The organism is Streptomyces sp. P3, from assembly GCF_003032475.1.
Classification (GTDB): Bacteria; Actinomycetota; Actinomycetes; order Streptomycetales; family Streptomycetaceae; genus Streptomyces.
On the sequence record NZ_CP028369.1, the window covers coordinates 1,197,523 to 1,218,373 of the forward strand.

The 20,851-nt window shown below is 73.1% G+C and carries 14 protein-coding genes; 4 read left to right on the plus strand and 10 right to left on the minus strand.

Translation table 11 applies throughout. The annotated features are described in order from the left end of the window. Positions 1 to 11: 11 nt before the first annotated feature. Together C6376_RS05235 and C6376_RS05240 are read right to left on the minus strand one after the other, a co-directional pair. On the minus strand, positions 12 to 545 hold the full coding sequence (locus tag C6376_RS05235) for a DoxX family protein (RefSeq protein WP_107442328.1): 534 nt from the start codon (positions 543 to 545) through the stop codon (positions 12 to 14). A 124-nt stretch (positions 546 to 669) separates the two neighbouring features. Beyond that, positions 670 to 1,959, minus strand: coding sequence for a hypothetical protein (locus C6376_RS05240; protein WP_107442329.1), 1,290 nt, complete (start codon positions 1,957 to 1,959; stop codon positions 670 to 672). A 200-nt stretch (positions 1,960 to 2,159) separates the two neighbouring features. On the opposite strand from C6376_RS05240, the gene C6376_RS05245 reads away from it, so the two are divergent. Further along, a complete protein-coding gene (locus C6376_RS05245; RefSeq protein WP_107442330.1) occupies positions 2,160 to 3,095 on the plus strand; it encodes a DUF4429 domain-containing protein in 936 nt (311 codons plus the stop codon). Between the two features lie 19 nt (positions 3,096 to 3,114). Here C6376_RS05245 and C6376_RS05250 read toward each other — a convergent pair whose 3' ends face one another. Then, the gene (locus C6376_RS05250; protein WP_107442331.1) at positions 3,115 to 3,909 is read right to left on the minus strand and encodes a class II aldolase/adducin family protein; all 795 of its coding nucleotides are present in this window, start codon (positions 3,907 to 3,909) and stop codon (positions 3,115 to 3,117) included. Positions 3,910 to 4,097: 188 nt separating this feature from the next. Here C6376_RS05250 and C6376_RS05255 point away from each other — a divergent pair, with 188 nt between their 5' ends. Beyond that, positions 4,098 to 4,586, plus strand: coding sequence for a pyridoxamine 5'-phosphate oxidase family protein (locus tag C6376_RS05255; protein ID WP_107442332.1), 489 nt, complete (start codon positions 4,098 to 4,100; stop codon positions 4,584 to 4,586). Between the two features lie 15 nt (positions 4,587 to 4,601). On the opposite strand, the gene guaA is transcribed toward C6376_RS05255, so the two are convergent. Then, positions 4,602 to 6,182 (minus strand): glutamine-hydrolyzing GMP synthase, encoded by a 1,581-nt coding sequence (gene guaA / locus C6376_RS05260; RefSeq protein WP_107442333.1) that lies wholly within the window; start codon positions 6,180 to 6,182, stop codon positions 4,602 to 4,604. Positions 6,183 to 6,614: 432 nt separating this feature from the next. On the opposite strand from guaA, the gene C6376_RS05265 reads away from it, so the two are divergent. After that, on the plus strand, positions 6,615 to 6,950 hold the full coding sequence (locus C6376_RS05265) for a chorismate mutase (RefSeq protein ID WP_107442334.1): 336 nt from the start codon (positions 6,615 to 6,617) through the stop codon (positions 6,948 to 6,950). 724 nt (positions 6,951 to 7,674) lie between these two features. Then, a complete protein-coding gene (locus tag C6376_RS05270; protein WP_107442335.1) occupies positions 7,675 to 8,715 on the plus strand; it encodes an LPXTG cell wall anchor domain-containing protein in 1,041 nt (346 codons plus the stop codon). 175 nt (positions 8,716 to 8,890) lie between these two features. Here the strand turns inward: C6376_RS05270 and C6376_RS05275 are convergent, their stop codons facing one another. The 6 genes from C6376_RS05275 to C6376_RS05305 form a co-directional block, all read right to left on the minus strand. Continuing rightward, positions 8,891 to 10,681 (minus strand): GMC oxidoreductase, encoded by a 1,791-nt coding sequence (locus C6376_RS05275; protein ID WP_107442336.1) that lies wholly within the window; start codon positions 10,679 to 10,681, stop codon positions 8,891 to 8,893. A gap of 107 nt (positions 10,682 to 10,788) precedes the next feature. Continuing rightward, the gene (locus C6376_RS05280; protein WP_107442337.1) at positions 10,789 to 12,426 is read right to left on the minus strand and encodes a succinic semialdehyde dehydrogenase; all 1,638 of its coding nucleotides are present in this window, start codon (positions 12,424 to 12,426) and stop codon (positions 10,789 to 10,791) included. Positions 12,427 to 12,646: 220 nt separating this feature from the next. Continuing rightward, positions 12,647 to 14,515, minus strand: a complete 1,869-nt coding sequence (locus tag C6376_RS05285; RefSeq protein WP_254075843.1) for a serine/threonine-protein kinase — start codon at positions 14,513 to 14,515, stop codon at positions 12,647 to 12,649. Between the two features lie 117 nt (positions 14,516 to 14,632). Continuing rightward, positions 14,633 to 16,231 carry a serine/threonine-protein kinase gene (locus C6376_RS05295; RefSeq protein WP_107442338.1) on the minus strand — a complete coding sequence of 533 codons (1,599 nt, stop codon included), beginning with the start codon at positions 16,229 to 16,231 and terminating at the stop codon, positions 14,633 to 14,635. A gap of 74 nt (positions 16,232 to 16,305) precedes the next feature. Beyond that, a complete protein-coding gene (locus C6376_RS05300; RefSeq protein WP_107442339.1) occupies positions 16,306 to 18,099 on the minus strand; it encodes a serine/threonine protein kinase in 1,794 nt (597 codons plus the stop codon). A gap of 144 nt (positions 18,100 to 18,243) precedes the next feature. Next, positions 18,244 to 20,847: a protein kinase gene (locus C6376_RS05305; protein WP_216825574.1), complete on the minus strand. Its 2,604-nt coding sequence runs from the start codon at positions 20,845 to 20,847 to the stop codon at positions 18,244 to 18,246. Positions 20,848 to 20,851 lie beyond the last annotated feature (4 nt).

The window sequence follows — 20,851 nt, forward strand, 5'->3', positions numbered from 1 at the left end:
GGCGAGGCGGCCTAGCCCAGGCCGCCCGTCCGCCGACGCCGCCTGGAACGCCAGGCGGCGTCGAGGGACAGGACGGGTGCGCCTGCCAGGACCAGGGGAAGCCAGGCCATGAGGTACGGGAGGTCGTTGCCGTAGTAGTAGGGCTCCGCCGCCCAGCTCACCGTCAGCCACAGGCTGAGCGAGATCAGGGCGCCGCCCAGCGCGGCGAGCCGGGTGAGGACGCCCAGCAGGGCGCCGATGCCGACGGCGAGTTCACCGAAGGCCATCGCGTAGCCGAAGCCCACCGGGCTCTTCAGGGCCATGTCGACCAGAGCCGGGATGGCGGAGGAGTCACGGACGGCGCGCATGGTCTCGCCGATCGAGCCGGCGCCGCTGTCCTTCAAGAAGGCGCTGTCGGTCAGCTTGTCGAGACCGGCGTAGATGAAGGTGACACCGAGGAAGACGCGCAGGGGAAGGAGGGCGTACCGGCTGGCGGTGTCCCGCAGGCCACGGCCTCCGCTGTCGGGGTGAGGAGGGTAAGCGTCCGTCCGCATGCTGTGAGTCATCGCCCGTAGCCGCCTCTCGCCCGCAGTGGTGGACCCCTCGACAGACCATACGTACGAGCTGGGGGGGTGCGCTCAACCGCGTACACGGGTAGGAGGGTCCGGCGGTTCACTTCGGCGGGGACGTTCACTCGGTGACGTCGATCGTGTACCGGTTCGTCTCCACCCCCGCCGCCGTGACGACCTGGACCTCGGCCCGCCCCGGTTCGACGTCCGCCGGGACGGGGACGGTGAGGACGGCGTCGGTCGGGTTGCTGAACCCGCCCGTGACCGGCACGAGCGGGACGTGGACGTGGACGGGTCCGATGCGGACGACCATGCGGGCGAGCCGGTCGGCGGTCTGGGCCCCGGGCGGCACGAAGCCTGCGCCGCGGATCTCGATGTCGTCGCCGGTGCGGATCGGCGCGTCGAGGTCGCCGGCCTCGCGGGAGCGGACGACGGAGAGGATGACGGGGCGGCCGCCCTCTGCGTACTTGCCGGCGAGGTACGTCGCCGCCGAGATCAACACCACGACCGCGAGTCCCCAGGGCAGGTCCGGCAACTGGTCGGGGCGCCGGGCCAGGCGTACGCCGGCGAAGACGAGGGCGACGCCGCCGATGAGCGCGTACTGGATGTCGGCGAAGGCGCCGCGACCGAAGTCGTCGGTGAGCAGGTCGGCGGCGCGCGGGCGGTGGGCCCGGACCTTCTGCAGCCGCTGGCCGAGGACGCGCAGGCCGACCACGCGGCGCACCAGCACGGCGATCCCGCAGACCACGGCGAGGACGGTCGCCGTGCCGGCGCCGTGGGCGAGGTCGAGTCCGGCGATCAGCGCGTCGCGTTCGTCGGGGCTGGAGGCGGCGGCGAGCCGGCCGGCCAGCACCAGCACGGCGTAGGTCACGAGCAGCACCCAGGCGGCGGCGACCGCGCGGGAAGTGGAGAGGCGGTTGTCCTCGCCGATCACCGGGGCGAGCGCACCGCCGCGCGCCCGGTGGAACCAGGAGGCCGCGGTGAGCGCGCAGGCGGCGGCGATCGCTGCGAGGAGTCCGGCGGTGCGGGCGGCGGTCCAGCCCGTACCGACGGCGGTCAGGGCCTGGATCAGCAGCAGCGCGACGACCGCCGTCCACACGGTGACCGTGGTGCGCAGCCACAGACGGCCCAGCCAGGCCTCGCCCTCGGCGCGCCCGCGTTCGGCGACGAACTCCGCGGACTGCGTCAGCTCCTCGGAGACCCACTGGCGGGAGGCGGAGACGGAGTGGGCGACGGCGGCCGGCAGGCCCTGTCCTGCCGCGAACCCGTCGCGTTTCAGCAGGAACGCGGCGACCGCGCGCCGGTGTCCCTCGCGCGCCCCGTGCGGGCAGTCCCCGCAGGTGCAGCCGCCGTCGTGCGCGCCCGCTCCCGCTCCGGGGCTCGCGCCCTGTCTCGCCTCCTGCACCGCCACGTCCGACGCCCGCCTTCTCCGCGACCCGATCGGATGGCGGTCCCCGAGGGACCCTCAGCGGGCCGGGCCGCCACCCTGTGAACAACTCCCCTGTGATGCCGTCGAATTGTGCCCTACGGCACACCCTCTGTGTCCGCCAGGTCTGGTCAGCGGGGGTGAAGCGCGAAGGGCAGTGTTGACCCGGCTGCGAGAATTTCCGTATGGCCGAGATCATCCAGCGTGACGGGACCTGGGCCTTCGACGGCGCGACGGTCCGGATCACGCCGGGGCTGCACCGCTCCGTGCCGCTGTTCCGGCAGACGTACGGGGAGATCGCCGTGCCTCTGGAGGCGGTCGCCGGGATCGTCTACGAGCCCGAACGCAGACGCGGGCGGCTGCGGATGCGGCTGCGCGAGGGAGCGGATCCGCTGCTGCAGGCGACCGGCGGACGGCTGCCCGACGCGGCCGACCCCTACCGGCTCACCGTGGACGTGGACCGTTGCGGGGTCGCCGAGTACCTCGCCGAGGAGATCCGGCACGCGCTGCTGCTGGACCAGGTGCCGGGCGAGCCGACCGCGGCCTACCTCCTGCCGGGCCCGCCGGTCCCGGTCTCCGTGCGGTCCTCCGACGGCGTCGTGTCCTTCGACGGCGTCCAGGTGCGCGTCGACTGGGCGGAGACCTCGGACCGGGTGAAACGGGCGACCGGGCCCCGGGTGCTCGACGTCGTAGACGTGGTGCGGGTCGAGTGGCTGCCCAACTCCGGTTTCGAGGACGGTTTCCTGCGCTTCGTGACCCGCGAGACGGTGCACGCGAAGCTGCCGGCCGAGAAGGACCCGTACGCCCTCGCCCTGTGGGGCAACGTGAGCCGCGACCTGCTGACGGCGCTGGTCGCGACGGCGGTCACCGCGCGGCTGCCGCACCCCTCCGCACGCGCGCACCCGGAGCCCGACGACCACGACGGGGCCGGGCCCGGACGCGCGCACGGGCCGGGGGGCACGGACCGCGGAAGGCGGCCCACCGCGTCTGTCCCGGCGCCGGCCGACCATCACGACGTACTGCTGCGCCGGCTGCGCGAGTTGGGCGCGCTGCACCGGGACGGTGTGCTGACCGACGAGGAGTTCGCGCGGACGAAGGCCGTGGTGCTGCAGGGCTTCTGAGCACCGGGCGGGCTCCGGGTCAGCTCAGCAGGTCGGGCTGGCTGCGGCTGATCTCCTGCCACAGCGGCTGGTAGTTGATCCACGCCACCAGGTCGCCGCCGAGCTGTTCCCGGGTCGCCACCGCCGCCCGGTGGTCGATCAGGACGGGCCGGCCGGCCGCCTTCGCGGTCAACTGGACCTGGCTGGAGCGTTCCATCGACAGGAACCACCAGGCGGCGGCGTCGACGGAGTCGCCGACCGTCAGCAGTCCGTGGTTGCGCAGCACCAGCGCCTTGCGGGAGCCGAGCGCGGCCGCGATGCGCCGGCCCTCCTCCGCGTCGACGGCGACCCCGGAGTAGGCGTCGTAGAGGGCGTGGTCCTCGTAGAACGCGCAGCTCTCCTGGGTGATGGGGTCGAGCAGTTCACCGAGGGCCGCGAGGGCGCGGCCGTGCACGGAGTGACAGTGCGCGACGGCCACGACGTCGGGCCGGGCCGCGTGCACCTGGGCGTGCACGGTGAAGGCGGCCTGGTTGACGTGGTAGCCGCCCTCGACGACCTGCCCGTCCTGGTTGGTCAGCACCAGATCACTGACCGTGACGTGCTGGAAGGGCATCCCGAAGGGGTTGACCCAGAAGCAGTCGTCGAACTCGGGGTCGCGGGCGGTGATGTGCCCGGAGACGCCGTCCTCGAAGCCGAGCCGTCCGAAGAGGCGCACCGCGCCCGCCAGCCGTTCCTTGCGGTGCAGGCGCTCGTCCTCCACCGAGTCGTGCATGGGCGGCATCGCGAACCGCAGCCGGTCGGTGGGCAGGGGGGCAGGCGGCGTGGGCCCGTGCATCGGTCCTCCAGCACTGGGTTGCTTTACGACGCGGAAGTTACCGTCGGTCAGCGCAAAAGGGCAGAGCCGTTATACAAAGATGACGATTTCCGTCACCTTCGGTGCACGTCTTGAGCATCTCCGACCGGCACCCGGAACCGCGCGAAACACCGACACAGGATGTCGGGTATCGGGGTCACACTCGCCGTATGACCGAGATCCCCAAGACGGCGAACTGGGCGGCCTTCGCCGCGGCCGAACCGGAGCTGGCGAAGGTCGCCGAGGAACGCTTCGCGGCCTTCACGCACCATGTCCTCGCGACGCTCCGCAAGGACGGCTCGCCCCGCACCAGCGGCCTCGAGGTCCGTTTCACCGGCGGTGAGCTGTGGCTCGGCATGATGCCAAACTCGCTCAAGGCACGGGACCTGCACCGCGACCCCCGCTTCAACCTCCAGGCCAACCCGGGCGAGGGGACGGGGCTGGGCGGTGGCGACGTCCGGATCGCCGGCCGGGCGGTCGAGGTGGACGACCCGAAGACCAAAGGGGCGTACGTCAAAGAGGTGGAACCGCCGGAGCCGTTCCACCTCTTCCGCACCGAGCTGACGGAGGTCGTGCGCACCTCCATCGAGGACGACACCTATCTGGTCACCCAGGTCTGGAAGCCCGGAGAGCCGGTGCGCACTCTCAAGCGGACCTGAATCCCGTGAAGGGGGTCACTCCCATTCGATGGTGCCCGGCGGCTTCGAGGTGATGTCGACGACGACGCGGTTGACGTCGCTGACCTCGTTGGTGATCCGGGTGGAGATCTTCGCCAGGACGTCGTACGGCAGCCGCGACCAGTCGGCCGTCATGGCGTCCTCGGAGGAGACCGGACGCAGGACGATCGGGTGGCCGTAGGTGCGGCCGTCGCCCTGGACGCCGACGCTGCGGACGTCCGCGAGGAGGACCACCGGGCACTGCCAGATGTCCCGGTCGAGACCGGCGGCCGTCAGCTCCTCACGGGCGATGGCGTCGGCGTCCCGCAGCAGGTCCAGGCGCTCCTTGGTGACCTCGCCGACGATCCGGATGCCGAGGCCGGGGCCCGGGAACGGCTGGCGCTGGACGATCTCCTCCGGCAGGCCGAGCTCCTGGCCGACCATGCGGACCTCGTCCTTGAACAGCTTGCGCAGCGGCTCGATCAGCTGGAACTCGAGGTCCTCCGGCAGACCGCCCACGTTGTGGTGGGACTTGATGTTCGCGGTGCCGGTGCCGCCGCCGGACTCGACGACGTCCGGGTAGAGCGTGCCCTGGACGAGGAACTCCACGGCCGGGCCCTCGTCCGCGATGATCTCGGCCTGGGCCTGCTCGAAGACGCGGATGAACTCGCGTCCGATGATCTTCCGCTTCTCCTCGGGGTCCGAGACGCCCTTGAGCGCGGTGAGGAAGCGCTCCTCCGCGTCGACCACCTTCAGCTGGACGCCGGTCGCGGCCACGAAGTCCTTCTCGACCTGCTCGGTCTCACCCTTGCGCATCAGACCGTGGTCGACGTAGACGCAGGTCAGCTGCGAGCCGATGGCCTTCTGGACGAGGGCCGCGGCGACCGCGGAGTCCACGCCGCCGGAGAGGCCGCAGATGGCGCGCCTGTCGCCGACCTGCTCGCGGATGGCCTCGACCTGCTCGTCGATGACGTTGCCGGTGGTCCAGTCCGGGCTCAGGCCCGCACCCCGGTAGAGGAAGTGCTCCAGCACCTGCTGGCCGTGCGTGGAGTGCATGACCTCGGGGTGGTACTGGACGCCGTAGAGCTTCTTCTCGTCGTTCTCGAAGGCGGCGACCGGGACGACGTCGGTGGAGGCGCTGACGACGAAGCCCTCGGGCGCGGCGGAGCAGGCGTCGCCGTGCGACATCCACACGGCCTGCTCGGCCGGGGTGCCCTCGAAGAGGGTGGAGGAGGCGCGGGAGACGTGCAGGTCGGTGCGGCCGTACTCACGGGCGCCGGAGTTGTCGACGGTGCCGCCGAGGGTCTGCGCCATCAGCTGGAAGCCGTAGCACATGCCGAAGACGGGAACGCCGGCCTCGAAGAGCGCGCGGTCGACGGTCGGAGCGCCCTCCTCGTACACGGACGAGGGGCCGCCGGAGAGGACGATCGCCGCCGGGTTCTTGGCGAGCATCTCCTCGACCGGCATGCTGCTCGGCACGATCTCGCTGTAGACCCGCGCCTCACGGACTCGACGGGCGATGAGCTGGGCGTACTGCGCACCGAAGTCGACGACCAGGACGGTGTCGGGGGCGGCGGCAGTAGGAGTCGCTGATGACACGGGGGCCTTCCGGCGGTGGGGCGGGGTCTCTGTGTCCTCCGATTCTACCGAGGCGGGCGCGGGGAGCGGTCCCGGCGGCGGATCCGACGGCGCACCGGGGGTGGACCCGCGGCGCATCGGGCGGCGGACCGGCGGTGGACCAGGCGGATCCGGCGGCGGATGCGGCGGATCCTGAGACGCGGCGGGGCACCCCCGCGTCTCAGGATGCGAACCGTGTTGGAACGCGTCCGACGACGCTGCATACTGGCCGCATGCTCACGCACCCGACCTTCCTGTTTACCTATGGCAACCGGCCCACCGGCTGCCATGGTCGTGCTGCTTGAGCAACTGACGAGCGACTTCCCAGGCGCCCCGGGCCGACAAGGTCCGGGGCGCCTGGTGTTTTCCGGATCCTGCCGATCCGGGGCCCCCTTTCCCACGAGGAGCCCCGACATGACCACCGCCACCTCCACCGCCGCCGCCACCTCCACCTCCACCTCCGCAGCCTCCACAGCCGCCGAGAGGACCGGCGCCCGCACCACCGAGGCCGCCGACCTGATCACCGGCGCCCGGGAGCGCATCGACGCGCTCGACGACCGGATCATCGGACTGATCCAGGAACGGATGGCCGTCTCGGCCGTCATCCAGGAGGCCCGCATCACCTCCGGCGGCCGGCGGGTGAACCTCTCGCGCGAGATGGAGGTCCTCGGGCACTACAGCGACGCGCTCGGCAAGCCCGGCACGTCACTGGCGATGACGCTGCTGGAACTGTGCCGGGGCCGCGTCTGAGGCCGAGGCCGGGAGGGAGCCGCACGGCGACGGGCCGGGGTCGCGCGCCAGTTCGGGCGCCCTCTCACCCGTACGGCGCGTGACCGGGGCCCGGGTCGCTTCGTTGGTCCCCGTGTCCGCGCCAGCCAGGGGCGGGCCCGGAAAGAACCACGCGTGGCTAGCCGGGGCGAGAGGCGTACGGACAGCGTTCGTGCGCCGTGGGACCTCGCTCCGGAAAGTGACCGGACGGCAGGGGACAGCAGCCCGGTCACCCAAGAGAACGGCCGGCCTCGGGGACGCCCGGGGCCGACCGGCGGACACTGCAAAAATACGCAAGGCTGGGTCAAACGGTTGCGGAGGCCGCGCTCATCCAGCACGATGCGAGAAAGCCCCGAACAGGCTTGAGTACCCCTCGGACAACTGCCTCACGTGCGCTGTTGCCCTTTTCGACTGCCAGAGGTCCAGACCAGCGGCGCAACCCCCCCGGCGCCGCTCCCAGGCACCGGCGCTGCCCTGACGCCGGTGCTGACGGTAAAGAAGGGCCCCGCGGATCCGTCCCGCGGGGCCCTTCGTCATGCCCGGAGGGCTCTCCGTCGGCCGGGGAGCCCTCCGTGGCGGGCGTCACATAAAGAACCGGTGAGTTCAGGACAACCGTTTCGCGCCATGATCGGTCACACGTACCGAGCCAGGGCCACTCCCACACCCCCATGCGGAAGGCCTCCACCACCAGATCCACGAGGTCTTCATGAATCTCCGCCGCACGATGGTCACCGTCGCCGCGGGCGCCGTCATCGCGCCGCTCGCGCTGCTGTCGGCGCCCGCCGCCTTCGCGGAGGAGGGCGGCACGTCCTCCCCGAGCGCGTCCTCCTCGGAGACCGGCACCTCCACGCCGTCCGGCTCGGCCTCGGCCGGCCAGAGCACGTCCGGCGCCCCGACCGACGCCTCGTCGGCTTCGTCGTCCCCGTCGGACGGCCAGAAGGCGTCCGGCTCGCCGTCCGGCTCCACCTCGCCCTCCTCCTCCGGTTCGGGGAAGGCCGGCGCGAGCGCGTCGGCCACCGAGAGCGGGGACGGGTTCGACCCGTACCAGGACTGTGACTCCTTCGACCTGGACGAGAACCTGTCGGCGCAGGTCAAGGGCCTGCCGAGCAAGATCGTCGCCGGTTCCGGCTGGCACGGCTTCACGTTCGTCGTCGACAACGACTCCGACCGCGACCTGAAGAACGTGTACATCGACGCGTTCCTCGAGTACGGCGACGAGGCGACCGACGCGTTCCTGTCCGAGGGCCTCGCTGTCATCCAGGTCAAGGAGGACGGCAAGTGGACCAACAGCTTCCAGGACTCCTTCGAGGACGAGCACGGCAAGACGGTCAACGTCACGGGATCGTTCGTCGGCCTGCTCGACACGCTGGAGAAGCACTCCTCCGCGAGCCTCGAACTGCGGGTGAAGGTCAAGGCCTCCGCCCCGGCGGGCTCCTCGTTCGCCCTGAGCGAGGCCGTCTACGCCGGTGAGGGCTCCGCCTGCTACGGCAACGGCGACTTCTACGACGTCCGGATCCTCGCCGCCGGCGCGGACGAGGGCGACTCCGGCGACGCCGAGCCGAACGGCGACAAGCCCACCTCCGGCGCCAAGCCCCAGGGCGGCGCCAAGCCGATCAGCGGCAGTCTCGCCGAGACCGGCTCCGACTCGGCCCTGCCGGTGATCGGCCTGGTCGGCGGGGTCACCGTGCTCGCCGGCGTCGGCGCGGTGTTCGCCGTCCGCCGCCGCAAGGTCGGCACGCACGCGTAACCCGCGTCCGGACACACGGAGGGACCTGCGCTCGGAGGGGAGCGCAGGTCCCTCCGTCATGTCGTCGTCGGTATCCGTGCCCTACGAACCCCTGTCACACGCGGACCACCGGCCGAGCCGGGGGCCGGCCGAGCCGAGCCGGATGCCGGCCGAGCCGCGCCGGGTGCGGGCGGCCCTACTGCCGGGGCGGGACCGTCGGCATCCCGAGGAACGGCAGGCGCAGCGCGCCGAAGGCATCCGCCGGCACCGCCGGGCTGACCGGCTCCACCGGCTTCAGCCGTTCGTACGCCGCGCCCTGCGCCGGACGCGGATCCGTCTCGCCCTTGTTGGGCCAGTACGACATCGCGCGCTCGGCCTGGGCGGTGATGGTGAGCGAGGGGTTCACACCCAGGTTCGCCGAGACGGCGGCGCCGTCCACCACCGAGATGCCCGGGTGGCCGTACAGGCGGTGGTACGGGTCGATGACGCCGGTCTCGCGGGAGTCGCCGATGGGGCAGCCGCCGAGGAAGTGCGCGGTGAGCGGGGTGCCCATCAACTCGCCGACGTTGGAACCTGCGAAGCCGTTGATGTCGGCGGCGATCGCGGAGGCGGCCTCGGAGGCGGCCCTGATCTGCTTGGGGTTGGGGGCGCCGTGCCCCTGGCGCGCCGTCAGCAGGCCCCGGCCGACGCCGGACGGCTTGAGGAACGTCGTCAGCGAGTTGTCCAGCGACTGCATCACCAGGCCGATGATGGTCCGCTCCGACCAGCGGCGGTTGGACAGCGAGCGCAGGACGAGCAACGGGTGGCGGGCAGCGTTCGTCAGCCAGCCGGCCACCCTGGAGGAGCCCTCCGCGTACGGCACCTGGAGGATCGACAGCCCGCCCATCGAGTTGGAGCCCTTGCCGTAGCGGACCGGCTCGATGTGGGTGTCGGCGTCCGGATGGACGGAGGAGGTGATGGCGACGCCGCGCGTGAAGTCCACCTTCGGCGCGCCGGTCGCCTTGCGGTAGCGGCGGTCGTCGGTCTGGGCGCCGACCAGCGCCTCCGAGTTGGTACGGGTCAGCTCGCCCAACCGGTCCGAGAGGTAAGGGAGTTGGCGGTTGGCCTTCATCCGGTGCAGCAGGGTCTGGGTGCCGTAGGTGCCGGCGGCGAGGACGACCCGGCGGGCCTTGAAGACCCTGCCCCTCGCCTTCGCCCTGCCCCTGCGGCGCTCGTCGGTGGGCAGCGTGGCCACCGCGTACCCGCCCTGCGAGTCGTCCGTGACCGAGACCACCGTGGTCAGGGGGTGCACGACGGCGCCCGCCTTCTCGGCGAGGTGGAGGTAGTTCTCGTTCAGGGTGTTCTTCGCGCCGTGCCGGCAGCCGGTCATGCACTCACCGCACTCGGTGCAGGCCTTGCGGGACGGGCCCGCGCCGCCGAAGTAGGGGTCGTCGACCTGCTCCCCCGGTTTCGCCCTCGCCGTACCGTCGGCGTCCTCGCCGTCACCGAAGAACACGCCGACGGGCGCCATGTGGAAGGTGTCGCCGACGCCCATCCGCTCGGCGGCCGCCTTCAGGTGCACGTCGGAGGGGGTCGTCGTCGGGTTGAGCCGTACGCCGAGCATGCGCCGTGCCTGGTCGTAGTACGGCTGCAGCTCCTCCTGCCAGTCGGTGATGCCACGCCACTGGGGGTCCTCGAAGAACGGCTTCGGCGGCACGTAGAGCGTGTTGGCGTAGTTGAGGGAGCCACCGCCCACGCCCGCGCCGGCCAGCACCATGACGTTGCCCAGCAGGTGGATGCGCTGGATGCCGTACATGCCGAGCTTCGGGGCCCACAGGTAGTTCTTCAGGTCCCAGGAGTTCCTGGGAAGCGACTCCCGGGTGAAACGGCGGCCGGCCTCCAGAACGCCTACGCGGTAGCCCTTCTCCGTGAGACGCAGGGCGGTCACGGAACCGCCGAAGCCGGATCCGACGACGATGACGTCGTAGTCGTAGGCGTCCTGGGACACGTGCTCTCCTCGTCGAGAACGGATGGGGACCGGTCGTTTCACCCGGGGCACGGCCCAGGGCGTGCGTGCCCGGCGTCGCCGGACAGGCGGGACTCTCGAAACACGCCCTAGCGCAGCCGGAGTACCTTCATCACCTTCAGGCTGGTGCTCATGAACTGGGCGTACTTCTCGTCGTCCATGCCGAACGCCGGCGCCAGCGGCAGCAGGCGCTGCTGGGCCACCGTCTGCGCCTCCGTGTACTTCAGGATGCCTTCGGAGCCGTGGCGGCGGCCGAGGCCGGATTCCTTCATGCCGCCCATCGGGGACTGGGCGCTGGCGTAGGCGGCGGCGTAGCCCTCGTTGACGTTCACGGTGCCGGCCCGCACGCGGGAGGCGACCTCGCGGCCGCGACGGCCGTCCTTCGTCCACACCGACGAGTTCAGGCCGTACGGCGTGGAGTTGGCAAGCTCGACCGCCTCGTCGTCGGTCTTGAAACGGTAGATCGAGACGACCGGGCCGAAGGTCTCGTCGGTGCAGACGGACATGGGTTCCGTGACGCCGTCGAGGATGGTCGGCTCGAAGAAGTACGGGCCGGCGTCGGGGCGGGCGACGCCGCCCGCGACGACCTTCGCGCCCTTGGCGACGGCCTCCTCGACGTGCCGGGTCACGGTCTCCAGCTGACGCGCGCCGACCAGGGAGCCCATGTCCGCGCCGTAGGCCAGGGAGGTGCCGAGGCGCATGGCCCGGGTACGGGCTGCGAAACGCTCGACGAAGGCGTCCGCGATCGACTCGTGGACGTACAGCCGCTCGATGGAGATGCAGAGCTGACCGGCGGAGGTGAAGCAGGCGCGGACCGCGCCGGCCGCCGCCTTCTCGATGTCGGCGTCCTCCAGGACCAGCATGGCGTTCTTGCCGCCGAGTTCGAGGGAGACGCCGACCAGACGGGCCGCGGCGCCCTGGGCGACCTCGCGGCCGGTGCGGGTGGAGCCGGTGAAGGACACGTAGTCGGCGTGCCGGACGACCTCGGGGCCGACGACGGGACCCTCGCCCAGGACGACCTGGAAGACGTCCGCGGGCAGACCGGCCTCGACGAGCAGGTCGCGGGCCCACAGGGCGGTCAGGCAGGTCTCCGTGTCCGGCTTCATGACGACGGCGTTGCCCGCGGCGAACGCCGGCAGCGCGTCGCCCACCGACAGCTCCAGCGGATAGTTCCACGGGGCGATCTGACCCACGACACCGCGCGGATGGCGCAGTTCGGTGACCTTGGTGAGGGTCGGCATGGCGCCGGTGTGCCGCTTGGGACGCAGGTAGAAGGGGGCCTTGCGGCCGTAGTGCCGGGCGGCTATCGCGACGGCCTGCACCTCCTCGTGGGCGTGCAGCCGGGTCTTGCCGGTCTCGAGCTGGATGAGGTCGAGCACCTCGGCCTGGCGCTCCAGCACCAGGTCGTGGAAGCGGAGCAGGACGGCGGCCCGCTCCCGGACCGGCGTCTTCGCCCACACCGCCTGGGCGGCGCGGGCCGCCTCGTAGGCCTTGAGCACGTCCTCGGGGGTGGACTCCGGCAGGTCGGCGAGCTTCTCGCCGGTGAACGGCGTGTGGTTGGCCGTGCGGCCGGAGCCGGTCACCCCCTTGGTGAGCTGGGCCACCAGCTCGGGGGTCACCACGTCGGCGGCGGTACGAACGCCGGTGGGGACAGGGGCGAGTGGGTTGGTGCCAGTCTTTTCCGGCGTCTGTTCCGAAGTCGTCTCCGGGGCCTGCGAGTCCGTCATGAGCCGCAGGGTATGACGTGCGGGGGACTTTGGGTACCCGCCGGTAATGGGGATTCACCGCCCGTACACATGACGCCAGCATTCACTGGCAACAAACCCGCTGATCAGGGCGTCGAGCCCCGCGTATCCCGCGATTCCCGTGCCCTTCGCCACCCCGGTCCGGCCACCCGGGCACCGCGCGGGCACACCGCGCGGTCCCGGGGCGGGTCCGGGGCGGGTCCTAGAGTCGGTCGATCTCCAGGTGGGCGATCGCCGTACGGGCCACCTCGCGGCCGCGGGCGGTGAAGTCGCCCTTGCCCGGATAGCCGACCATGAGCTTGTACATGTCGCCGGCGGTGGACTTGTAGTACAGGATCCGCAGCTCGCGCGGGACCGGCTGCCGGCTGTCGTCCGTGGTGTAGACGACGGTGTTACCGGCGGCCTTGCGGCCGTGGAAGGTCGGGTCGTCGTCCGTGCGGATCGCGGGCCCCTTCGGCATGTCGAGCTCGTAGCTGCCGGACTGCTTGAAGTCCCCGATGTCGGCGTACATCTCGGCCGCCGCGGAGTCCTTGATCTGGTGGCCGGTGTCCTCCGCCCTGCGGGCCACCCGCAGGACGACCGAGATCGCCCCGCTGGGGTCGGTGTAGCCGACCCAGTGGTCGTCGGCGGGGGCGGTCTTCTCGGGTTCGCTGCGCACGTAGGTGTCGGGCACGGCCAGCGTCGCGGTGACGTCCTTCTCGGGCTTCGTCGTCCAGCCGTCCGGCAGCGGTCCGGCGAACGGATCGGCGAACACCAGGTACGCCGCTGCCGCCGCGGCGACGGCAGCGGCGCCGAGCCCGGTCCAGGCCGCGCGGCCGGGCCGGCGCCGGACGCGCGGCGGTTCGGCGTCCGGGAGGGCCCGCACGGGCTGCGGCGCGGGCGGGTTCGCGGCGGCCTGAAGCAGCGCCCGCACCCGCCCGGCCGCCGGACGGTGCGCCGGGTCCTTCTGCAGCAGGCCGTCCACCACCTCGGCGAGCGGCCCCCGCGCGGCGGGCGGCGCGGGCGCCGCGTTGAGGACGGACTGCAGGGTGGCCGGGGTGTTGCTGCGGCGGAACGGCGACACGCCCTCGGTCGCCGTGTACAGCACCACGCCCAGGGACCACAGGTCGGCGGCGGGCCCGGGACGCCTCCCCAGCACCCGCTCGGGCGCGATGTACTCGGGCGAGCCGACGAAGCCGCCGGTGTCGGTCAGGTTGGTCTCACCCTCGATCTGGGCGATGCCGAAGTCGGTGAGGACGACCCTGTCGTGCCGGCCGAGCAGGATGTTGTCCGGTTTGACGTCCCGGTGCAGGATGCCCGCCGCGTGCGCGGCCTCCAGCGCGCCGAGCACCTCCAGGCCGACCCGGGCCGCCTCGCGCGTCCCCAGCGTGCCTTCCTGCAGGGCGTCGCCGAGCGAGCGTCCGTGGACCAGCTCCATCACGATCCACGGCCGGCCGTCGACGACGGCGACGTCGTGGACGTTGACCACGGCCGGATGATCGAGCCGCGCCGCGGCCCGTGCCTCGCGCCGCATCCGCTCGAACGTCCTGGCCCGTTCACGTTCGGGAAGGTGGTCCGGCACACGGGGTTCCTTGACGGCGACCTCGCGGTCCACGGTCTCGTCCTTGGCGCGCCACACGGTGCCCATGCCGCCGTGCCCGAGCTTGGCGAGCAGCCGATAGCGTCCCGCGACGAGCCGCCCGACGCCGGGTTCCTGCACCGCCCCCTCGGCCGCCTCCTCCACCGGCTCCCGCGGCGGGACCTGCGTCGACGCCTGCGCGGGCACGGTGTGCGACGGCGGCACGGCGCCCGGGGCCGGGTACGGGCTCAGGTTCGGGACCGGGTCAGGGCGCGCGACCGCGTCCGGGTGCTGGGCCGGGTCCGGGTGCGGGGCCGGGTCCGGGTGCGGGGCCGGGTCCGGGTGCGGGGCCGGGTCCGGGTGCGGGGCCGGGTCCGGGTGCGGGGCCGGGTCCGGGTGCGGGTGCGGGTGCGGGTCCGGGTGCGGGTGCGGGGCCGGGTGCGGGTTCGGCGGTTGCAGAACAAAACTCGTCGTGTCGTCGGGCCCGGGCCCGACTCCCCCGTGGTGGCTCATGGGCTCATCACATCGCGCCACACGGGCCGATTTCCACCGGCCCGGCCCACCGGTCACAGACCCGTGACGCGTCCCGCGACTTATGCCCCATTTACGCGGACACTCCGTGCGGGCGCCTCACCCGACGACGAAGGTGTCGACCGCGACGTCGAAGTACTCCCGCGCCTCCCGCACCTTCCCGAGCGGCGCCGAGACCCACACGTCGTACAGCCGCCCGCCCTCCTCCCAGCACAGGTCGTAGGTGTGCCGGGGGCCTTCCGCCGCGCTGAAGCCGTTCCAGGTGAACTGCCAGAGGGCGGCGGGCCGTCCGCCCTGACTGGTCTCGGTGACCCGGCCGTCGTGGTAGCCCGGGTTGGTGTCCGCTCCCTGGGCGGCGGCCCGCTCCATGACGGCGAGCGGGCCGTCCGGCGACGCGCCGGAGACCTTGACGCCGAGCCGGAAGACCTGCCCCGGGGACATGTAGAACACCCGCTCGCCCTGCGGCACACGCGTGAAGTCCTCCGGCACGGCGAGCGCGAACCCGGAGGGGTCCTCGGCCACCCGGTAGCCCGAGGGCGCGGACGGCGTACGGGGCGGCGTGGGCGAGGCGGCGGGCGACGGAGCGGAGGACACCGGCGCACTCGGGGACCCGCTCGCCGGGCGCCCCGACCCGCTCACGGAGACCGCCGGCGCCGAACTCACGGGTGTGTTCCCTCCGTCGCCGTCCCCCTTCATCAGCAGCGCAGCCGCCGACACGCCCGCGCCGGCCATCGCGGCGACCAGCAGTGCGGCCACCAGCACACTGCGCGTGGAGCGTTCCCGGGCAGCCTGCTCCGGCTGCGGACGGGGCAGGTCGGCCTGTGTCGGCGTGTAGTCGGACGACACCGGCGTCGGCGTGCACCCGGTGTCGAGGAAGGCGCGCAGCAGCCGCTCCGCCTCCACCCCGCTCAGCCGCCGGTCCGGATCGCGCTCCAGGAGCCCCCGGACGACCGGCAGCAGCGGCCCTGCCTGCGGCGGCGTACGGATCTCGGCGAACACCACCGCGTGCAGGATGCCGCCCAACGAGTCCCGCCGGAAGGGCGATTCGCCGCTCAGCGCCGTGCACAGCAGCGCGCCCAGCGACCACAGGTCGGACTCCGCGCCGGTGCGCGCCCCGGACATCCGCTCCGGCGCGGTGTACTCGGGCGAGCCGACGAACGAGCCGGTCTGGGTGAGCGTGGTGGCGCCCGAGACCTGGGCGATGCCGAAGTCGGTGAGGACGACCCTGTCGCCGTCGCGTTCCAGCAGGACGTTCGCGGGTTTGATGTCCCGGTGCAGAACCCCGGCCTCGTGCGCGGCGCGCAGGGCGCCGAGCAGGGCAATGCCGATCCGGGCCGCCTCGTCCGGGGCGAGCGGGCCGTGCTCGGCGATCCGGTCGGCGAGCGAGCCGCCGTCCAGCAACTCCATCACGATGTACGGGCGCTCGTCCTCCACGACGACGTCGTGCACGATGATGACGTGCGGATGGCGCAACTGGGCGACCGCACGCGCCTCGCGCAGCGTCCGGTCGCGCCGTTCGCGTGCCTCCTCGTCGGAGAGCGTGTCGTCCTGGGTCAGCTCCTTGACCGCGACACGCCGTCCCAGCAGCTCGTCCGTGGCCCGCCACACGACACCCATGCCGCCGCGCCCGAGCCTCGCCTCCAGCCGGTAACGGCCCGCGATGACCCGTGCGGTGATCCCGCCCCCCTCGCTCCCCATGGGCACATCATGCCCCACCGGACCGCCCGCCTCCGGGGCGCCGTCCGGCCAACTGCAGGAGCACGCGGCCGGTACTACGCCGTGGGCTCGCGCCAGCTCTGCAGTACGGATCTGAACTGCCTGGCCGTGGTGGCCCAGTCCTCGGCAGGCGAGGACATGTAGATCGCGTACTCGGCGCCGTTGCGGGCCACGTACGTCTCCTCGATCGCGCGGCGCGGCCCGGGGAACTCGGTGTCCTTGGCCTGCGCGGTCCAGGTGTACTCCCACTCGGAGGCGACCCGGTCGCGGTAGACGTTCTTCTCGAGGGTGACGCGTTTGTAGTGCACCAGCCTCTTGAGCTGCTGTTCGAGGTCGATCTGGTGCGCGTACGGGTCGCTGAAGTCGGGTGACTTGTCCAGGGCGATGCGGACGAAGTGCTTGCCGCCGTCGGGCGAGTAGTCGATCTGCTGGAGGTCGCCGTCGTCCTGGAAGACCTTGCGCTCCCAGCCCTCGGGGAGCGAGAGCCCGAAGCCCAGCGGGTCGTCGACGGGCTGCCAGGAGTCGGGCACGGCGCCCTCCTGGACGGGGGTGCCGGTGCTCGTCGGGCTCGGCGAGTCGGACGCCGCCCCGGAGTCCACGGTCTGCGACTGCCCCGGGTCCCATTTCTGCAGCACCACGGCCGTGCCCCCGCCGACCAGCGCGGCGACGGCCGCCACCAGCGCGAGCGAGCGCAGCCGACGACGGCGCCGGGGCGGGGGCGGCTCCGCGGCCGGCCCGACCGGCGCGCCCTGGCCGATGCGCGTCGGCCCCTGACCGGTGTGTGTCGATCCCTGACCGGTGTGTGCCGGCCCCTGGCCGGGGTGCGCCGGACCCTGGCCGACATGTGCCGGGCCCATGGTGGTGGGGCCGGTCGCGGGATGGCCCGGTACCGGCGTCGCCGCCTCCGGGCCGACGGGAACGTACGAGGTGGCGGGTGTCGGGTGGGACCCCGAGCGGGACGCGGTGCGGTGGCCCCCCGTACCCGGGTCGGGTCCGCCGTACTGCTTGGGCACATACACCTGGGCCTCGTGCGGAAGCCGTCCCTCGGCCGCCTCGGCGAGAAGCTGCTCGGCCTCGGCGGTGCCGGGGCGGGCGGCCGGGTCCTTGCGCAGCAGGGCGCTGATGACGGGGCCCAGCGGGCCGGCGTACCGCGGATCGGCGGCCTCTTCCTCGACCACGGCCTGCAGGGTGGTCAGCGGCGAGGTGCGCCGGAACGGCGACCGTCCCTCGACCGCCGTGTACAGCGTCGCGCCCAGCGCCCACAGGTCGGAGGACGGGCCGGGATCATGGCCGCGCACCCGCTCGGGGGCCAGGTAGTCGACGGAGCCGACGACCTCGCCGGTGCGTGTGATGGTGGTGTCGCCGTCGATCTGGGCGATGCCGAAGTCGGTGAGGAGGACCCGTCCGTCGTCCGAGAGGAGCACGTTGCCGGGCTTGACATCGCGGTGCAGTACGCCGGCGGAGTGCGCGGCGCGCAGCGCGCGCAGCACCCACAGGCCGATCCGGGCGGCCTCGGCGGCCTCGACGCGGCCGTCCTCCTTGACGGCGTCGGCCAGCGAACGGCCCTCGACCAGCTCCATCACGATCCACGGCCGGCCGTCGTGTTCGAGCACGTCATGGACGGTGACGACGGCGGAGTGGTTGATCCGCGCGGCCGCCCGGGCCTCCGCCCTGGTCCGCGCCAGCAGCACCGCCTGGTCGCTCTCCGCGACGTAGAGCGCGGCGGTCAGCTCCTTGATGGCGACAGCCCGGTGCAGCAGCTCATCGTGGGCACGCCACACTCGGCCCATGCCGCCGCTCCCGATGGCGTCGGCGAGCCGGTAGCGGCCGGACAGGAGCTGGCCCTGCATCTGATTCACGTTGCCCCGCAATGCTCTTGACAGGGTCAGCGTAAAGACCTTGTCGCTTCCACGGAACCGCAGGGGTGCCAAGGAGACAGCACTGTGACGGTTGTCGCTCCCCGCAGGCTCGGGAACCGGTCGGACCGGCGGCGCTCAGCCGGTGTACTGGTAGGTGGCCGCCGCCTGCTCGTACAGCCGCGTGACCTCGTCCCGTTCCGCCTCCGGCCCTCTGACCTGGACGACGTGGTACCGCCCGGCCATCAGGATCGCGAGGTTGCGGACATACAGCTTGCGACCGTCGCCGTCGGTCCAGGTGAACTGGCCCTCGGCCATGGTCCGTGTGCCCACGGTCGTCGTGCGCAGCCCGGAGGCGGTCGCCCAACTGGACGCGCGGTACGGCTGGAGCTCGTTCTCCTTCTCCCGCTGGTAGACCATCGGGTCGCTGCCGTTCCCCGACGTGCCGTCCCGCCCCGGCACGACGATCAGCTCGAAGTCGCCGTGCGCGTAGACGACCTGGCCTCGGCCGTTCTTCGGCGTGCGGTTCCAGCCGTTCGCCACGGCGATCTGGAAGCCCGCCTCGTCCTTGCGGAGGGTGAAGCCGGCGGCGACGCCCGCGCCGGACCCGCCGGTCTGGGTGGCCTGTGCCGACGAGGCCGACGGGGATCCGGAGACGCCGTCGGCGGGCGCGGTCTGGTCGGGCCGGGGTTCGCTGCTGGCGTTGGGCGCCTGGCCGGCCGGAGTCCCGGTGGCCCCGGGCCGCCGGCCGCCGTCCGGGCCGGCGGCGTCATCCTCGCCGGTCTTGGGCATGAACAGCACGGCGTAGGCGATCGCCGCGGCCAGCACCAGCAGGACCAGGGCGACCAGGGTGCGGCCCAGACTGCGCGGCGAGCGGTCCGGTTCGGGACGGCCGCGCTTGTGCCGTCCGTGCGACGCGGGCAGCCCGGCGCGCCGTCGGCGCACCAGCTCGCCCTTGCGGCGGACGATCGGCAGACGGCGCGGATCGGCCGGCGGGGCGACGACGACGTGCGTGCCCGCCTCCGGCTCCGGCGCGGACCGCACCAGGGAGCGCAGCCAGCCGCGCAGCTCCTCGAAGTCGGGGCGGTCGGTGGGGTCCTGGCGCAGCAGCGACTCGACGACCGGTCGCAGCGGTCCGCACTCCTCGGCGAAGGCGGGCGGCTCGGCGCACACCATCTGCACCAGCTCGGCCGTCGACTCCTCCGGGTACGGCGCGTGGCCCTGGACGGCCCTGAAGAGCAGCGCACCGAGCGCCCACAGATCGGTCGCGGGACCGATCGGCGCGGCCAGCTGCCAGTTCTCGTGCACCGGTCCGGCCTGCTCGGGCGCCCATCGCTCGGTGACCGGCCCGACGACGGCCATGCGCGCCTGCCGGGCCCGCTCGGCCGCCAGCGCGGTGGCGGGACCGCGCCCGGCGCCCGCGCCGGACGTCGCGGTCGGCGGCCCGTCCCAGCGGGTGCCGGTCCGCGTCTCGCCCGCCGGGCCGCCCGGCGTGGCCTGTGGATCCTGTCCGGCGGGGGGCGCGAGCGACGCGTGCGCCGACGGAGGAGCGCCGTACCGCGCGGGACCGGGCCCGGGCGCGCCCTGCACGCCGTAGGGGTCGGCGATCTGTCCGGGAGGGTTGCCGCCGCCCAGGGCTGCGGGCTCGCCGTCGGCGGGCGTGCGGGCGCCGGGCAGCGCCGCGCGGCCGTGCTGCTGGGCCTCCTGGGCCTCCTGCACGCGGGCCGCGGCCCGTGCCCCGGCGCGGTACGCGGCGATCGCCCCGGCCCGCGCGGCACGGACGTCCCCGCCGGTCTCCACGGGGGCCCTGCGCGCCACCGCACCGGAGGTCCCGCCCGCGCCGGACGGCTCACCGGCCGGCACCGGCCGCGCACCGGACGCCCGCGCCTCGATGGCGGCCCGCCGGGCGGCCTCGGCGTCCACCGCCCCGGTCCGCGGCACACCGGTGCCCCGGTCGATTCCTGTGCCGGCGGGTCCCGCGCTCACACCGTGCGGCGGGCGGCCGCCGGCCCTCGGGTGGCCGCCCGTTCCCGCGGGCCCGACGGGCGCCGCACCGCCGCGGGCCTGATCGCCCGCCCCGTCGGTCCGGTCCGTCCCGCCCGCCGTCGTGTTCTCGGCCGGCACCGGGTCGTATCCGCAGAGCGCCTCTTCCGCCGCGCCGACCGCGAGCCCGGTCAGCATGACCCGTCCGTCGTCGCAGACGAGCACCGTGCGGGCGGTGATGTTCCGGTGCACCCAGCCGTGTGCGTGCAGCACCCGTAGTGCCATGAGCACGTCGGAGGCGACCTCGGCCGCCCGGTACGGCGTCAGCGCCTGCTCGGCGAGCAGGGCCGACAGCGGCCGGGCCGCGACCAGTTCGCTCACTATCCACAGCGAGCCGCCCTGGGCGAACACGTCGAAGACCTGGTCGAGCCGTGGATGGTCGGGGATTCCCGCGGCGGCCTGCGCCGCCTCCATCGCGCGCCGCACGACGGGGTCGGCCGGCCGGCGTGTCCCGGAGGCCTCGCCGGTGGCGCGCGTCCCCGGTCGCCGTGCCCCGCGCTCACGGGCGGTGAACCCCTCGGGCAGTCCCTCGGCGTCGAGCACCTCCGCCTCGACGACCTCCGGCAACGGCACCTGTCGGACCAGGACTTCCTGGCCGCTGTAGGTGTCGAAAGCCCGGCTCTCGTGCTCGTACTCGTCCGAAAGCGGCAGGGGCAGGCGGTAGCGGTCGGCGAGTACCCGACCCGCGTAGTCGTCCACGTTG

Coding starts and splice junctions, on each gene's coding strand:
- C6376_RS05295 (WP_107442338.1), bottom strand. CDS start 16,231: ATGGGGAGCGAGGGGGGCGGGATCACCGCACGGGTCATCGCGGGCCGT.
- C6376_RS05285 (WP_254075843.1), bottom strand. CDS start 14,515: ATGAGCCACCACGGGGGAGTCGGGCCCGGGCCCGACGACACGACGAGT.
- C6376_RS05300 (WP_107442339.1), bottom strand. CDS start 18,099: ATGCAGGGCCAGCTCCTGTCCGGCCGCTACCGGCTCGCCGACGCCATC.
- C6376_RS05265 (WP_107442334.1), top strand. CDS start 6,615: ATGACCACCGCCACCTCCACCGCCGCCGCCACCTCCACCTCCACCTCC.
- C6376_RS05280 (WP_107442337.1), bottom strand. CDS start 12,426: ATGACGGACTCGCAGGCCCCGGAGACGACTTCGGAACAGACGCCGGAA.
- C6376_RS05250 (WP_107442331.1), bottom strand. CDS start 3,909: ATGCACGGGCCCACGCCGCCTGCCCCCCTGCCCACCGACCGGCTGCGG.
- C6376_RS05255 (WP_107442332.1), top strand. CDS start 4,098: ATGACCGAGATCCCCAAGACGGCGAACTGGGCGGCCTTCGCCGCGGCC.
- C6376_RS05235 (WP_107442328.1), bottom strand. CDS start 545: ATGACTCACAGCATGCGGACGGACGCTTACCCTCCTCACCCCGACAGC.
- C6376_RS05270 (WP_107442335.1), top strand. CDS start 7,675: ATGAATCTCCGCCGCACGATGGTCACCGTCGCCGCGGGCGCCGTCATC.
- C6376_RS05245 (WP_107442330.1), top strand. CDS start 2,160: ATGGCCGAGATCATCCAGCGTGACGGGACCTGGGCCTTCGACGGCGCG.